This is a genomic window from Thiocapsa sp. C2-2m (genome assembly GCF_041903745.1).
Classification (GTDB): Bacteria; Pseudomonadota; Gammaproteobacteria; order Chromatiales; family Chromatiaceae; genus Thiocapsa; species Thiocapsa roseilacustris.
The window spans coordinates 23,073-37,610 of the sequence record NZ_JBBWVD010000033.1 but is presented as its reverse complement, the minus strand read 5'-3'; the positions used below and the strand labels follow the sequence as shown (position 1 = coordinate 37,610).

The 14,538-nt window shown below is 64.4% G+C and carries 13 protein-coding genes and 1 tRNA gene; 11 read left to right on the top strand and 3 right to left on the bottom strand.

Annotation, left to right across the window (positions count from 1 at the left end; translation table 11 throughout):
- Nucleotides 1–146: 146 nt before the first annotated feature.
- Nucleotides 147–1,160, bottom strand: a complete 1,014-nt coding sequence (hemB, locus tag AADX97_RS22020; RefSeq protein WP_374235410.1) for a porphobilinogen synthase — start codon at nucleotides 1,158–1,160, stop codon at nucleotides 147–149.
- A gap of 202 nt (nucleotides 1,161–1,362) precedes the next feature.
- Between hemB and AADX97_RS22015 the strand changes: the two genes are divergently transcribed.
- From AADX97_RS22015 to AADX97_RS22005, 3 genes are read left to right on the top strand one after another with little or no spacing between them, the layout of a single operon-like run.
- Nucleotides 1,363–1,938 (top strand): Uma2 family endonuclease, encoded by a 576-nt coding sequence (locus AADX97_RS22015; protein ID WP_374235409.1) that lies wholly within the window; start codon nucleotides 1,363–1,365, stop codon nucleotides 1,936–1,938.
- A gap of 46 nt (nucleotides 1,939–1,984) precedes the next feature.
- A complete protein-coding gene (locus tag AADX97_RS22010; RefSeq protein WP_374235408.1) occupies nucleotides 1,985–2,371 on the top strand; it encodes a thioredoxin family protein in 387 nt (128 codons plus the stop codon).
- A gap of 33 nt (nucleotides 2,372–2,404) precedes the next feature.
- Complete coding sequence (locus AADX97_RS22005) at nucleotides 2,405–2,746, top strand: glucosamine--fructose-6-phosphate aminotransferase (protein WP_374235406.1); 342 nt, start codon at nucleotides 2,405–2,407, stop codon at nucleotides 2,744–2,746.
- A gap of 68 nt (nucleotides 2,747–2,814) precedes the next feature.
- Here AADX97_RS22005 and AADX97_RS22000 read toward each other — a convergent pair whose 3' ends face one another.
- Together AADX97_RS22000 and AADX97_RS21995 are read right to left on the bottom strand one after the other, a co-directional pair.
- Nucleotides 2,815–6,060, bottom strand: coding sequence for an efflux RND transporter permease subunit (locus AADX97_RS22000; RefSeq protein ID WP_374235405.1), 3,246 nt, complete (start codon nucleotides 6,058–6,060; stop codon nucleotides 2,815–2,817).
- Complete coding sequence (locus AADX97_RS21995) at nucleotides 6,053–7,126, bottom strand: efflux RND transporter periplasmic adaptor subunit (RefSeq protein ID WP_374235404.1); 1,074 nt, start codon at nucleotides 7,124–7,126, stop codon at nucleotides 6,053–6,055. Before AADX97_RS21995 ends, AADX97_RS22000 begins: the two co-directional genes overlap by 8 nt.
- A gap of 389 nt (nucleotides 7,127–7,515) precedes the next feature.
- On the opposite strand from AADX97_RS21995, the gene AADX97_RS21990 reads away from it, so the two are divergent.
- The 8 genes from AADX97_RS21990 (at nucleotide 7,516) to mreD (ending at nucleotide 14,272) form a co-directional block, all read left to right on the top strand.
- Nucleotides 7,516–9,333 carry a long-chain fatty acid--CoA ligase gene (locus AADX97_RS21990; RefSeq protein WP_374235403.1) on the top strand — a complete coding sequence of 606 codons (1,818 nt, stop codon included), beginning with the start codon at nucleotides 7,516–7,518 and terminating at the stop codon, nucleotides 9,331–9,333.
- Nucleotides 9,334–9,486: 153 nt separating this feature from the next.
- Nucleotides 9,487–9,560, top strand: a tRNA-Gly gene (locus AADX97_RS21985).
- A 55-nt stretch (nucleotides 9,561–9,615) separates the two neighbouring features.
- Nucleotides 9,616–9,942 carry a DUF2007 domain-containing protein gene (locus AADX97_RS21980; RefSeq protein WP_374235402.1) on the top strand — a complete coding sequence of 109 codons (327 nt, stop codon included), beginning with the start codon at nucleotides 9,616–9,618 and terminating at the stop codon, nucleotides 9,940–9,942.
- Between the two features lie 43 nt (nucleotides 9,943–9,985).
- Nucleotides 9,986–11,092, top strand: coding sequence for an A/G-specific adenine glycosylase (gene mutY / locus AADX97_RS21975; protein WP_374235401.1), 1,107 nt, complete (start codon nucleotides 9,986–9,988; stop codon nucleotides 11,090–11,092).
- Entirely contained in the window at nucleotides 11,089–11,361 is a 273-nt protein-coding gene (locus tag AADX97_RS21970) for an oxidative damage protection protein (RefSeq protein WP_374235400.1), read from the top strand. Before mutY ends, AADX97_RS21970 begins: the two co-directional genes overlap by 4 nt.
- A gap of 484 nt (nucleotides 11,362–11,845) precedes the next feature.
- Nucleotides 11,846–12,892 carry a rod shape-determining protein gene (locus tag AADX97_RS21965; RefSeq protein WP_374235399.1) on the top strand — a complete coding sequence of 349 codons (1,047 nt, stop codon included), beginning with the start codon at nucleotides 11,846–11,848 and terminating at the stop codon, nucleotides 12,890–12,892.
- A complete protein-coding gene (gene mreC / locus AADX97_RS21960; protein WP_374235398.1) occupies nucleotides 12,858–13,787 on the top strand; it encodes a rod shape-determining protein MreC in 930 nt (309 codons plus the stop codon). The genes AADX97_RS21965 and mreC overlap by 35 nt, the downstream gene beginning before the upstream one ends.
- Nucleotides 13,784–14,272: a rod shape-determining protein MreD gene (gene mreD, locus AADX97_RS21955; RefSeq protein ID WP_374235397.1), complete on the top strand. Its 489-nt coding sequence runs from the start codon at nucleotides 13,784–13,786 to the stop codon at nucleotides 14,270–14,272. Before mreC ends, mreD begins: the two co-directional genes overlap by 4 nt.
- The last annotated feature ends 266 nt before the right edge of the window (nucleotides 14,273–14,538 follow it).

Here is a 14,538-nt window from a genome sequence, read left to right as displayed (position 1 = left end):
CGACCTCTGGAGTGAGTCGGGCTGGAGCTGTCGGCTGCGAGCTTCCGGTCATCAGGCTCCAGCGAGCGGCGCTCTTGCGATTTCGGGTAGAGGAGTCGCCATCGGGCCTGGGCGACTAAAGTCGCCCCTACATGGCCGACGGCGTCCTAACGGCCAAGCCAGCGGGCAACGTCCTTCGCGTAATAGGTGAGGATACCGTCGGCACCGGCGCGCTTCATCGAGACCATGGCTTCCAGCACGACGGCGCGCTCGTCGAGCCAGCCGTTCATGCTGGCGGCCTTGAGCATCGCGTATTCACCGCTCACGTGGTAGACGAAGGTCGGCGCGCCGAACTGGTCCTTGATGCGTCGTACGATATCGAGATACGGCATGCCGGGCTTGATCATGACCATGTCGGCGCCTTCGGCGAGGTCTAGGGCGACCTCGTGCAGGGCCTCGTCCGAGTTCGCAGGGTCCATCTGGTAGTTGTATTTATTGCCCGAGCCCAGGTTGCCGGCCGAGCCGACGGCGTCGCGGAAGGGGCCGTAGTAGGCGGATGCATACTTGGCAGAGTAGGCGAGGATGCGGGTGTGGATGTGGCCATCGGCCTCCAGCGCGGTACGGATGGCGCCGATCCGCCCGTCCATCATGTCCGAGGGTGCGACGATGTCGGCACCGGCCTCGGCGTGCGAGATCGCCTGGCGGACCAGCACCTCGACCGTCTCGTCGTTCATGACGTAGCCGGTCTCGTCAATCAGACCGTCCTGACCGTGCGTGGTGAAGGGGTCGAGGGCTACGTCGGTGATGATCCCGAGATCCGGCACCGCGGCCTTCAGCGCTCGCACGGCACGTTGGGCGAGACCGGCGGGATTGAACGCCTCGCGCGCATCGAGCGACTTGACCTCCGGCGGGGTCACCGGGAAGAGCGCCATGGCCGGGATGCCGAGGCGCTGGACTGCGATCGCATCTTCCACCAGGAGATCGATGCTCAGACGCTCGACCCCCGGCATGGAGGCGACCGACTCGCGCTGCCCGGAGCCTTCCAGCACGAAGACCGGATAAATGAGGTCATCCGGTGTCAGGGTGGTCTCGCGCATCATGCGACGCGAGAAGGCGTCGCGCCGCATCCGGCGCATGCGGGTGATGGGGAAGGCGGCACGATGGGTGTCACGATCGGGCATGGGATGGCCTCGGGGTCGGCTCCGGCGCGGCCGGGACCACCCCGGCGCTCAGGGCCGTTACAATAGCTCAGGCGCTCGGATGGCTCCAGTGCAGCGGCTGCATCACCATATGACTCAACGCCGAGATAGCCTGCGCCAAAGCCGCACAGTTTCAGGCGGGCGAGTATGCTTCACCGATGAATCCGTTATGGGAGTCCGAGCCATGTCCGCGTACCAGAAGGTCCGCCCGACACTCTACGAACAGCTTGAAGCCCTGCCCGAAGGGTTGACGGGCGAGATTCTCAATGGCCAGCTCTACACCCAGCCGCGCCCGAGTGGTACGCACCTGGTGACTGCGTCGGCTTTGGGCTACGAGCTGTTCGGCCCGTTTCAAAGAGGGCGAGGTGGCCCGGGTGGCTGGTGGATCATCGACGAGCCCGAACTGCACTTCATCCACGACACCGAGGTCGACGTGCCTGACCTGGCCGGTTGGCGGCGCAACCGATTGCCGCGGATTCCGCAGGATCATCGCTTCACCGTGGTGCCGGACTGGGTCTGCGAGATCCTGTCGCCCTCCACCGAGAGCAAGGATCGCGAGGTGAAGATGCCGATCTACGCGCACTTCGGGGTCGCCTACGCCTGGTTGATCGATCCCCGAGCGCATACGCTTGAAGCCTATGCCCTTGAGGGCGGCGACTGGCGCAAGATCGGGCGGTTCGCGGGCGGCGCCTCGGTGTCGGTCACGCCGTTCGATGCGGTGACGATCGCCCTGAGCGACCTGTGGGCGCCGACCGAGTAGCGGCGCAGGTGATTCGAAGACTGAAAACGACAAGGACAAGCTCTCCATGACAAGCCCGGGCGACCCGTCTACACATCTCTTCGACGTCGATCTCGACGGCTTTCAACGCGAGGTCATCGACACGTCCGAGGCTCGACCAGTACTGGTGGACTTCTGGGCCGATTGGTGCGCGCCCTGTCATGCCTTGGCGCCTCACCTGGGGCGGGTCGTCGCAGATCTCGACGGGCGGATTCGTCTCGCCAAGATCGAGGTCGACGAGGGCGAGAACATGAAGCTCGCAGGGCAGTACAAGCTGCGCGGCTTCCCGACCGTGATCCTCTTCTATCGCGGTGCCGAGCTGGCACGCTTCAGCGGTGCGCGGTCTCGCCACGAGATCCTCGACTGGCTGCGGATCCATCTGCCGGATGATCTTGCCGGCTTGGCGATGTCCTGATCCGTGTCGGGCGAGCGTCGGTCCCGCGATGAGATGTCTCGGTCGGCCTTCAAGCTCGTCGATTCGGTCGGCGCCTTCGGAACCCCGGCCTTTGCCGCGGTCTTGAGGGGCGAGCTTCTGGCCCTGCCGGAAGGGGTTCTGCCGATTGCGGGCGAGCAGGGCGGCCTGATCGATCCCGCGAGCCTCGGGTTGACCCTCTTGTCGAGTCGCGCCGATGTCGAACGGATCGAGGTCGCGGTCGGTGTGTTCTTTACCGAGATCGTCGGCGGCTGCAGCTGCGGCGACGAGCCCTTAAGCGTGAACGGCTATATGGAGCTGAGCTTGCGGATCGAGCGGACGGATGGTGCGGCCGTAATCCTGCTTCGGGGAGATTGAGCAGATATTTCGAATAGATCGGGATCCGGGGCAGGACGCCCCGGATCCCGACCCTTTTTCCGATAGGATCAGCCCGTCGCGGTCCGGATCCACTCCACGCGCTTGCGCATCACGCCGTAATAAACCACCGGGATAACGACCAGGGTCAAGACGGTCGAGACGAACAGACCGAAGAGCAGCGACACCGCGAGCCCCGAGAAGATGGGGTCATCCAGGATGAAGAGCGCCCCTGCCATGGCCGCTGCGGCGGTCAGTGCGATCGGCTTGGCGCGCACCACGGCCGAGTTGATGACAGCCTCCTCGAACCCTTTGCCCTCGCGCACCTGCTGATTGATGAAGTCGACCAACAGGATCGAGTTGCGCACGATGATGCCGGCGAGCGCGATCATGCCGATCATGGAGGTCGCCGTGAACTGTGCACCCAAGAGCGCATGGCCGGGCATGATGCCGATGATCGTCAGCGGGATCGGCGCCATGATGACCAGCGGTACCAGATAGCTGCGGAACTGGGCGACCACCAGCAGATAGATGAGGAGCAGTCCGACCCCGTAGGCGATGCCCATGTCGCGGAAGGTCTCGTAGGTCACCTGCCACTCGCCGTCCCACTTGAGGCTGAACTCGTAGGGGTTGGCCGGTTGCTGGATGAACCACTGCTCCAGGCCCTGCTCTTGGGCGAGCCGATCCGAGATCTCGAACATCCCGTAGAGCGGGCTGTCGGTCTCGCCGGCCATATCGGCGGTGACATAGACCACGGGCATCAGATCCTTGTGATAGATGCTGTGCGTACGCTCGGTCTCCTGGACCTCGACGATCTCGGACAGAGGCACCAGTGCACCCGACATCGAGAGCACCCGCAACGCCAGCACCTGATCCAGGTCGGCCTTGTCGGCCTCGCTCAACTCGACGCGGATCGGCACGGCATATTTGACGTTGGCGCAGTGCTGATAGCTCATGTCCTCGCCGTCGATGAGCGTGGACAGCGCTTGAGCGACGGTACTTTGCGGCACGCCCAAGCGCGATGCCTTGGTGCGATCCACGACCACGACCAGCTTGCGCGACGGATATTCGACCGAGTCGTCGACATCGACGATGTCCGTCGTGGACGCGAAGACCTCGCGGACTTCGCGGGCGACGCGGATCTGTCCGTCGTAGTCCAGCCCGTAGATCTCCGCGACCAAGGGCGAGAGCACCGGCGGGCCGGGCGGGATCTCGACGATCTTGGCGTTGCCGCCGTGCCGCAAGGCGATCTCCTGCAGCGGCGCGCGCATGCCGGCGGCGATCGCGTGGCTCTGAAGATCGCGGTGATGGCTGTCGACGAGGTTGACCTGGATATCGCCAAGGTGCGCGCCCTCGCGCAGATAGTACTGGCGCACCAAGCCGTTGAAGTTGATGGGCGCGGCCGTGCCGGCATAGATCTGGAAGTCGGTGACCTCGTCGACGCCGGCCAGAAAATCGCCCATCTCGCCCAGCACCCGCGCCGTTTGCTCCAGGCTGGTCCCTTCCGGCATGTCGAGCACGACCTGAAACTCGCTCTTGTTGTCGAAGGGCAGCATCTTGAGGATCACGACCCGGCTGGTGACGAGCAAGATCGAGCCCGCAATCAGGACCAGGATCCCGGCCAGCAGCAGCCAGCGGTTGAGGATCCCTTTACGCCCGACCAGGAAAGGCCCGATGACGGTGTTGAACAGGCGGTCGAGACGCCCGCCCGCATGGGCCGCATCCGGATCGTCGCCATGCTGCGCATGTGCGGCGCCGGCGGCGTGGCGTTTGCCGAGCATGGCGTTCGCCATCCAGGGCGTGAAGACGAAGGCGACGACCAGCGAGATCAGCATCCCCATCGAGGCGTTGATGGGGATCGGGCTCATGTAGGGCCCCATCAGTCCGCTGACGAAGGCCATCGGCAGCAGCGCGGCGATGACGGTGAAGGTCGCGAGGATGGTCGGTCCGCCGACCTCGTCGACCGCCTTGGGCATGAGGTCGAGCAGCTTGGCCTTGCTCATCGCCATGTGTCGGTGGATGTTCTCCACCACCACGATGGCGTCATCGACCAGGATGCCGATGGAGAAGATGAGCGCGAACAGCGAGACCCGGTTGAGCGTAAAGCCCCACGCCCAAGAGGCGAAGAGCGTCAGGGCCAGGGTCACAACCACGGCCGCGCCGACGATGAGGGCCTCGCGCCAGCCGATGGCAAGCCAGACCAGCAGCACCACCGAGGCGGTCGCGAAGACCAGCTTGGTGATCAGCTTCTGCGCCTTGTAGTCGGCCGTGGCGCCGTAGTTGCGGGTGACCGTGACCTGGACGTTGTCTGGGATGAAGGTCCCTTCGAGCTGCGCGAAACGCTCGATGACCTGCTCGGCCACCGCGACGGCATTCACACCCTCCTGTTTGGCCACCGCGATGGTGACGGCCGGGGTGCTGCCGGACAGGTCGAGATCCGTGTGGACCGCGCCCGCGCCGGAACCCATTCGCACATAGGCTGAAGGTTGTTCGGGGCCGCGTTCCAGGGTCGCCACATCGCTGAGATAGACGGGTCGCCCGCCGTGCAGGCCGACGACCAGCTGGTGAAGCTCTTCAGGGCAGGTGAGGAAGGTGCCGGCCTGGACAAGGATCTCCTCGTTGTCGGCGGTCACCGTGAGGTTGTCCCTGATGACATTGCCCGCCTGCAGGGAACGTCGTAGATCGCTCAGGTCGATTTGGTAGCCGGCAAGCGCTTGGGGGTCCAACCGCACGCGCACGATCTGGGACGGCGCGCCGACCGTGTAAACGTCGCGCGTGCCGGGGACGCGCTTGATTTCCTGCTCAAGGGCGTGGGCGACCTGCCCCAGCTCGAAGGCGCCGACGTCCGGGTCTTTGGACCAGAGTGTCGCGGTGATGATGGGAACATCGTCGATCCCCTTCGGTTTGACAATCGGGGTGCCGACACCCAGGTTCGGCGGCAGCCAGTCCTGATTGGCGAGTACCTTGCTGAAGAGCCGCACCACGGCGTCCGTGTTGTCTTCGCCGACCCTGTACTGGACGGTCACCACGGCCATGCCGGGGCGCGACACCGAGAAGACGTGCTCGATCCCCTTGATCTCGGAGAAGACCTGCTCGGCCGGTCCGGCGACCAGGTGCTCCACCTCGCTTGCCGAGGCGCCCGGGAAGGGGATGAAGATGTCCGCGAAGGTGACGTTGATCTGCGGCTCTTCCTCGCGCGGCGTCACGAGGATCGCGAACAAGCCGAGCAGCAGGCCGACGATGGCCAGAAGCGGCGTGATCTCGGTGTTCTGAAAACGCCGGGCGATGCTGCCCGAGATGCCGAGCTGCTCAGCCATGGTCTTGTCCTGCCTCGGCGCCGACGCTCGACTGCGACTTCAGGGCGACGCCCGCGGCGATCGGGTCGAGCGCGACCCGCTCGCCTTCGCCGAGCCCGGCAAGCACGACGATGCCGCCGTCGACGGCGCGTCCGAGCCGGATCTGGCGAAATCCGACTCGCCCATCATCGTCCACCACATAGACGGCGGTGACCTCCGAGCGATGCACAACGGCCTTCGACGGGATCGTCAGCTCCTGTTTGGCCCCGATCTCGAAGGCGGTCTTCACGAACATGCCGGGAAAGAGACCCTTCGTGCCTTCCGGAAGATCGAGCCGCACGGTAAAGGTGTTGGAGCCCATGTCCGCGAACGGGAAGATGGTGAGCTGATCCGATTGCACGATCTTCTCGGGGCCCAGATAGACACGAGCGGTCCCGCCATCGCGCACCGACGGAATGACGCTTTGAGGGACGTCGACAATCACACGCAGCTGATCGAGCGAGATCCCGCTCATGACCTGCTGACCGGGGCTCGCCGTCTCGCCGACCTCGATGTGGCGATGGGTGACGATGCCCGAGTAAGGGGCGCGGATTTGGGTGTACTCCAACTGCTCCTGCGCCTGCTCGAGCCGCGCGGTGGCGGATTCGAGCTCGGCTTGGGCCGCGGCAAGATCCGCCTTCGCTTGGTCCATGGCGGACTCGGAGACATTCTTTTTCTCGAACAGACCGAGGACGCGCGTGTATTCCTCCTGCGTCTGCTCCAATCGCGCCGAGGCGGACCTCAAATCGGCGGCGGCTTGGGCCACCCGTGCGCGGTGCTCGGTATCCTTCAAGCGGGCGACGATCGCGTCCTTCTCGACGAAATCCTCGACATCGAACAGGATCTCTTGGACCTGTCCCGTGGTCTGCGCCGAGACGGTGGTGCGATTGATGGCCTCGACGACCCCGTCCAGTCGATACTCGCGCGGCAGGGTTTGGTACTTGGCAGGCGCGGTGTCCAGCGCGGCGGTCTCGGCGGCATGAAGGGTCGGCGCCGCAAGCGCCGCGAGGCCGGCGAGGGCCGGTATGAGCCAGTGGACGAGGGGCATGGTGGCGGTCCTCTAAAGCATTAGGTTTTACTTATATTAACAGAATTTGTCTGTAAAACAAGGTAGTTAATGGTTTTTCCGGGTCTTGTAGCCGGGCGGCGCGTCACCGGCGCAGCGGCCGCAGCAGGCTGCCGCGACCAAGGCACGAAGATACCAGAGGCTTCGGGCTTGTCGGCGATTATCCGATCTCGCCCCGTACGCGTTGCCCTCCGACGTCGAAGTCGATACTGGTACAGGAGGCGCTGCACAGTGACAATAGGGCGAACAACAATCATCCGGCCCTGCTCGCCCGTCCCGATGCGGGCGTCCATGTCCCGATTGCGGGCCCGCGCCGGAGAATCGAGACGCCGCCTCTCTGCATAGGTCGGCGAGACCAGGAGGAGAACCCCGTGAGCCGATGGTCCGAGGACCTGATCCCGATCGACCATGCCAAGACCCTGGACGGGCTCTTCGTTCAACGCGTCAAACGCTCGCCGACGCGGGTCGCCTATCGCCATTTCGAGCGCGACGGCGGGTGGGCCGAGCTGACCTGGGCCGAGACGAGCGAGCGGGTGGCCCGATGGCATCGGGCTCTCGCGGGCGAGGCGCTCGAAAGCGGGGACCGGGTCGCCATCCTACTGCGCAACTGCCCCGACTGGGTGGTGCTCGATCAGGCGGTGCTGTCGCTCGGGCTGGTCACGGTGCCCCTCTACACGGACGACCGAGCGGAGAACGCGGCCTATGTCCTGCAGGATGCGGCGGTCAAGCTGTTGCTGATCCACGATGCCGGGCGATGGAAGCGGTTGGCCGAGGTTCTCGGTGATGCGCCATTTCCGACGCGCGTCGTGATCCTTGAGCCGAGCCCCGCCGCGCGCGAGCTGGCGGCGGAGGATCCTCGGATCCTGGTCGCCGAGGATTGGCTGCCGGACGCGGCGCCGGACCCTGGACAGCGTGTCGGCGATCCGGATACACTGGCGACCATCGTCTACACCTCGGGCACCACCGGGCGCCCCAAGGGTGTCATGCTCAGCCACCGCAACATCCTGGCCAACGCCCACGGCGCATTGACCGTCATCGATTGCTACCAGGAGGATCGGTTTCTCTCCTTCCTGCCTCTGTCGCACATGCTGGAGCGCACGGGTGGCTATTATCTGCCGATGATGGCCGGGGCGACGGTCGCCTTTGCACGCTCGGTCGCGCAGCTCGCCGAGGACATGCAGAGCATTCGCCCCACCGTCATCATCGCCGTTCCTCGGGTCTTCGAGCGGGTCCACCAGCGCATCCAGGAACAGCTCCGGACCCGCCCGGTGCCGGCGCGGTGGCTGTTCCGGCTTGCCGTCGCCGCGGGGTGGCGGTCCTTTCTGCGTGAGCAAGGGCGCGGCGGCTGGCACCCTTTAATGCTGCTTTGGCCTTTGTTGCGCCGCAAGGTCGCCGGTCAAGTCCTCGCCAAGCTCGGCGGACAGCTGCGTGTCGCAGTGAGTGGCGGTGCGCCCCTGCCGTGCGCGGTCGCGCACACCTTCATCGGTCTGGGCCTGCCCCTGCTGCAGGGCTACGGCTTGACCGAGACCAGTCCCGTCATCAGCTTCAATCCGCTCAAGGACAATTTCCCGGAAAGCGTCGGTGTGCCGCTGCGCGGGCTCCAGTTGCGCATCGGGGCGCAGGACGAGCTGCTCGTGAAGGGCGAGAACGTGATGCTCGGCTATTGGAACAACCACGCGGCCACCGCTCGGGTACTAACACAGGATGGTTGGCTGCACACCGGCGATCAGGTGCGTCTGGAGCACGGACACATCTACATCACCGGACGTCTCAAGGACATTTTGGTCTTGTCCAACGGCGAGAAGGTCCCGCCCGCCGACCTCGAGATGGCGATCTCAATGGACCCTTTGTTCGAGCAGGTGGTTGTACTCGGCGAGGGGCACTCCTATCTTACAGTGTTGCTGGTGTTGAATGCAGATCTCTGGCCGGGGTTGGCGCGTGAGCATCGTCTGGATCCCGAGCGCCCGGAAAGTCTGCGCGATCCTCATCTCAACAGACTAATCCTCAAGCGGATCCGCTCGGCACTCCACGATTTTCCGGGGTATGCCAAGATCCGACGCGCGACCCTGACGCTTGAGCCTTGGTCCATCGACAACGGACTGCTGACACCGACCATGAAGGTCAAGCGTGCCATGGTCGTCACGCGCTATTGCGACGCGATCGAGGAGATGTACGGGATGGATGCCTGATCTAGACCGTGTGGTCTCCAGCGACCCTCTACTCTGCCGGAACCGATCCCATTCAAAAAACAGCGCATACGGTGCTGGGCGCGGTTTAACCAGGGGCGAATCCGGTCGCGATCTTGATTGCGCGGCGTGCAGCGCCTACACTAACAACTCAACGCGGGTGTAGTTCAATGGTAGAACTTCAGCTTCCCAAGCTGATAGCGTGGGTTCGATTCCCATCACCCGCTCCATCTTCCCCTGCTCCGCACCCCTCTGCCGCGGCAATCGTGCCGTTGGCTTAGCCACATGCAACGTCTCTATCAGGCTCGAGATCGCATCGAGGCCCAGCTCCTGCTGGACTTTTTGGATCGGCATCTCGTGGAGTCCGTCATTTTGGGAGACTATCTCTCGGGTGCCGCGGGCGGTTTGCCTGCCGACATCGGCCCCACGCTCTGGGTCGTCGACGATGACGACCTGGAGCGTGGTCGGGAGCTTCTCGGTCGGTTTCAGGCCGATGCGCAGCGTCCGAGCCATGCCGCGACCTGGCTTTGCAGCGGTTGCGGAGAGTCGGTGGACGGTGATTTCGACCTCTGCTGGAACTGCGGGCAGCCGCGCGCCGAGACCGAATCGTGAAGGCCGTACGTCCGGCTTCGCGCACCGAGGACGGGGCGAGTGCATGAGTGCAGACCCCTCGGAGTGGTTCGGGGAGGCCGTGCTCGGCTGGTTCGATCGGCACGGGCGTAAGGATCTGCCCTGGCAACGCGACCCGACGCCATACCGGGTCTGGGTCTCGGAGATCATGCTCCAGCAGACGCAGGTCGCGGTCGTGATCCCCTATTTCGAGCGTTTCGTCGCGCAGTTTCCGACGGTGGCGGAACTTGCCGAGGCGCCGGAGGATCGTCTGATGGCCCTCTGGTCCGGGCTCGGCTATTACGCCCGTGCCCGCAATCTCCATCGTGCCGCCGGTCTGATTCGCGACCTGCACGGCGGGGTCTTCCCCGTGACGATCGAGCCCTTGCTCGCACTCCCCGGCATCGGCCGCTCCACGGCCGGTGCGGTGCTCTCGCTCGCCTTGGATCAACCCCATCCGATCCTCGACGGCAACGTGAAGCGGGTGCTGGCGCGCGCCTTCGGGGTCGAGGGTTGGCCCGGCCAAAGCGCCGTACTCAAGCGGCTCTGGACGCTGGCCGAACAGCTCACGCCGCCGAGTCGGGTCGGCGCCTACAATCAGGGCATGATGGATCTGGGCGCCACGCTCTGCACGCGTCGTGCCCCGGCCTGCGAGCGCTGCCCGGTCTCGGAGCGGTGTGTCGCGCGCCGCTCGGGCCGTCAGGCCGAGCTCCCGACACCGCGTCCGCGCCGCAGCTCGCCGCAGCGCGAGACCCTGATGCTGCTCCTCGTCGATCCGGACGGCGAGATCCTGCTGGAGCGTCGGCCCAAGAGCGGGATCTGGGGCGGACTCTGGAGTCTGCCCGAGATTGCGCCGGGCGCCGATCCGCGCGACTGGTGTCTCGCCCGCCTCGGTGTTCCGCCCGCGCGGGTTGAAATGATCGGGGCACGCCGTCACACCTTCTCCCACTTTCATCTCGATATCCGGATCGCGCTCGTGCAGCTCGAAGTGACGCCCTCTCGGGTTGCCGACGACGCCGATCGGCGCTGGCTGAACCTGGCCGATCTCGCCGCTCTCGGCACGCCTGCGCCTGTCAAAGGGATCCTGGATCACTTTCAAGCCGGCCGAGCGCAACCGCCCGTTCCTGCGCAACCACACGGAGACGTCTCATGACCCACATGGTTTACTGTGTCAAGCTTGGCCGCGAGGCCGAGGGCTTGGATCGGGCGCCCTATCCGGGCGAGCTCGGCAAGCGCATCCACGCCAACGTCTCCAAGCAGGCTTGGCAGGACTGGCTTCGACACCAAACCATGCTGATCAACGAGAACCGTCTGAGCCCGATGGATCCCAAATCGCGCAAGTTTCTCGAAGAGCAGATGGACAAATACTTCTTCGGCGAAGGCGCCGAGATGCCCGCGGGTTACATCCCGCCGAAAAGCTAGCGGAGCGGTGCAGAGAATCCGCGACCGTCTTAAACCGCGCCAGGTGCGATATGCGTAGTCTGTTGGATTGGTTTGACCGCACCGGCTCAGACAACTGTCGGAGCCGGCGCGGTTTAAGATACTAAAAATCTTAAAATTCAAACCGCGTCCCCGCTAAGGATCGTGGATGCACCAAACGTCGAGCTCACTCGAAAGTGAGCATCTCGCTCTGGACGCGGTCTAGATCATATTCGTTGTCGTTGTCGTTGTCGTTGTCGTAATCGACCATCGATACGACAACGACAAGAAACGGTCTCGACACATCTGCCGTGCTGCGCTAGCAGCGTGTCGCCGGGATGCACGGCGTGAACACTCGCCTTGCCGATCCTCCCTTGCGTTGTTAGATTAGCTCGCCGTTTTCCGATGGATTTCCCGACGGATCCTTGTCCAGGATGCCCGCGGGAGAGCCGGCGATCTCCTCTATCTCCCGCAAGGTACGCACCTGATGTTCTTCAGAAGTCTTCGTGGAATCTTCTCGAACGATCTCTCGATCGATTTGGGTACCGCCAACACGCTCATCTTTGTGCGTGATCAGGGGATCGTCCTCAACGAGCCGTCGGTGGTCGCGATCCGCCATGAGCGCAAAGGCGGGGGCAAAACGGTGGTCGCCGTCGGCGAGGAAGCCAAGATGATGCTCGGGCGCACTCCGCAGAGCATTACGGCGATTCGCCCGCTCAAGGACGGTGTGATCGCCGATTTCACGATTACCGAGAAGATGCTCCAGTACTTTATTCATAAAGTTCACGAGTCGCGCTTGATTCGCCCCAGCCCGCGCGTGCTGATCTGCGTACCCTGCGGCTCGACCCAGGTGGAGCGTCGCGCCATCAAGGAGTCGGCGGCCGGCGCCGGGGCGCGCGAGGTCTTTTTGATCGAGGAGCCCATGTCGGCGGCGATCGGTGCCGGGCTCGCGGTCCACGAGCCGCGCGGCTGTATGGTGATCGACATCGGCGGCGGCACCTCCGAGGTGGCGATCATCTCGCTCAACGGTATCGTCTATTCGGCATCGATCCGGGTCGGCGGCGACACCTTCGACGACGCCATCATCAATTACGTCCGGCGCAACTACGGCACCCTCATCGGCGAGGCCACGGCCGAGCGGATCAAGCACGGCATCGGCTCGGCCTTTCCGGGCAACGAGGTGCTGGAGATCGAGGTGCGCGGGCGCAACCTCGCCGAGGGCATCCCGCGCAGCTTCACGCTCAACAGCAACGAGATCCTCGAAGCCCTGCAGGAGCCGCTGGCGGCGATCGTCGGCTCGGTGAAGATGGCCTTGGAGCAGACCCCGCCCGAGCTCGGATCGGACGTGGCCGAGCGCGGCATCGTGCTGACCGGCGGCGGCTCGCTGCTGCGCGATTTCGACCGGTTGATCGAAGAGGAGACGGGGCTGCCGGTGGTCCTGGCCGAAGACCCTTTGACCTGTGTCGCGCGCGGCGGCGGTAAGGCGCTGGAAATGCTCGATGCACGGGGGATCGATCTCTTCACGACCGAGTGATCCCATCAAACCGCTCTTCCTTCGCGGGCCGTCGCCGACCCTCCGGGTGATCCTGGCGGTGGTATGTGCGCTGGGCCTCATCATCGCCGATCATCGGTTCGGCCATCTCGACCGTGTGCGCTCGTTCTTGTCCGTAATGGCCTATCCGCTGCATTTGGCCGTGCACGTCCCCTCGGCACTCATCCGCTCCGTGCAGGAGCAGCTCACGGACGCGACACAACTGCGGAACATGAATGCTGCACTGAATCGCCAAAACCTGCTGCTGAAGGCTCGCTTGCAGCAATTCGAGTCTCTCGAGGCCGAGAACATGCGACTGCGCGACTTGCTCGGCTCGTCGTTCAACATCGGCGAGCGGGTGCTGATCGCGGAGATCCTTGCGGTCGATCTCACGCCCTCACGTCAGCAGGTGATGGTGAACAAGGGGACGAGCTCGGGCGTCTTCGTGGGGCAGCCGGTGTTGGATGCCAATGCCGTGATGGGGCAAGTGATCCGAGCCAACCCCTTCTCGTCCATCGTGCTGCTCATCACCGACTCGGATCATTCGCTCCCGGTGGAGGTCAATCGCAACGGGCTGCGCAGTATCGCCGCCGGGTCAGGCGTGGGGCAGGAGCTGGAGCTGCTCTACATCCCCAAGAATGCCGATATCCGCGAGGGCGATCTGCTGGTGACATCCGGGATGGGCGAGCGCTTTCCGCCGGGCTACCCGGTCGCGCGGGTCACGACGGTGCGCCAGGATCCGGACAACCCCTTTACCACCGTGCTGGCCGAGCCGACCGCCCGGCTCGATCGCAGCCGCGAGGTCCTGTTGGTCTGGACCCTCGATCCGCAGATGCGCCAGCAGGCCCTCACCGATGCAGGACCGGGCGCCGACACCAGTGAAGGCGCTGCGCGATGACCGACGCCACGCCGCGCGGCGGCTGGTTGATCGTCGCCAGTCTCCTGGTCGCACTGTTCCTTGCGATCCTGCCCATGCCTGCCGGGATCGATGCCTACAGGCCACCCTGGATCGCGCTCGTGACGCTCTACTGGTGCCTGGCCGTACCCGAACGCTTCGGGGTCTTTTCGGCCTTCGCTACGGGTTTGGCCTTGGACGTCGCCTCGGGATCCCTGTTCGGACAGCATGCCTTGGGTCTCTCGCTCGTCGCCTATGTCGCGGTCGTACTCCATCAACGGATCCGACTCTTCCCCTTGTGGCAACAGTCGCTCTTCGTGTGGATCCTGTTGTTGGTCGAGCGGCTGCTCAACCTGTGGGTCCTGGCGGCCACCGGCCAGCCGATACCCTCCTTGGTCTACTGGGTATCGACCCTGTTGGGTCTGCTGCTGTGGCCTTGGCTCTTCGTCATCCTGAGCGATCTCGGTCGCCGCGCCGGTTTGGTGTAAACCGCGCCAGGTGCGGTATGCGTCGTTTGTTGGATTGGCTTGGTCGCGCCAGCTCCGACAACTGTCGGGGCTGGCGCGGTTTAAAGGATTAAAAGGGTTAAAATTTAAACCGCGTCTCCACAAAGGTCGGAAAAATCCTTGAGCCCGACACAAAATGACAATGAAGCATGTAACGCCGGACGCAGGTTGGCGCGGTGTAGAATTTTGAATTCCTTATACTTAAACCGCGCCGACTCGAAGGCCGAGGGGACCCGCAAAGGCACGGT

Excerpts from the sequence above, each read along its gene's own strand:
- AADX97_RS21995 (WP_374235404.1), bottom strand. The coding sequence starts at position 7,126 with ATGCCCCTCGTCCACTGGCTCATACCGGCCCTCGCCGGCCTCGCGGCG.
- mreC (WP_374235398.1), top strand. The coding sequence starts at position 12,858 with ATGCACGGGGGATCGATCTCTTCACGACCGAGTGATCCCATCAAACCG.
- AADX97_RS21970 (WP_374235400.1), top strand. The coding sequence starts at position 11,089 with ATGACCCACATGGTTTACTGTGTCAAGCTTGGCCGCGAGGCCGAGGGC.
- AADX97_RS22015 (WP_374235409.1), top strand. The coding sequence starts at position 1,363 with ATGTCCGCGTACCAGAAGGTCCGCCCGACACTCTACGAACAGCTTGAA.
- mreD (WP_374235397.1), top strand. The coding sequence starts at position 13,784 with ATGACCGACGCCACGCCGCGCGGCGGCTGGTTGATCGTCGCCAGTCTC.
- hemB (WP_374235410.1), bottom strand. The coding sequence starts at position 1,160 with ATGCCCGATCGTGACACCCATCGTGCCGCCTTCCCCATCACCCGCATG.
- AADX97_RS22000 (WP_374235405.1), bottom strand. The coding sequence starts at position 6,060 with ATGGCTGAGCAGCTCGGCATCTCGGGCAGCATCGCCCGGCGTTTTCAG.
- AADX97_RS22010 (WP_374235408.1), top strand. The coding sequence starts at position 1,985 with ATGACAAGCCCGGGCGACCCGTCTACACATCTCTTCGACGTCGATCTC.
- mutY (WP_374235401.1), top strand. The coding sequence starts at position 9,986 with ATGAGTGCAGACCCCTCGGAGTGGTTCGGGGAGGCCGTGCTCGGCTGG.
- AADX97_RS21965 (WP_374235399.1), top strand. The coding sequence starts at position 11,846 with ATGTTCTTCAGAAGTCTTCGTGGAATCTTCTCGAACGATCTCTCGATC.
- AADX97_RS22005 (WP_374235406.1), top strand. The coding sequence starts at position 2,405 with ATGTCTCGGTCGGCCTTCAAGCTCGTCGATTCGGTCGGCGCCTTCGGA.
- AADX97_RS21980 (WP_374235402.1), top strand. The coding sequence starts at position 9,616 with ATGCAACGTCTCTATCAGGCTCGAGATCGCATCGAGGCCCAGCTCCTG.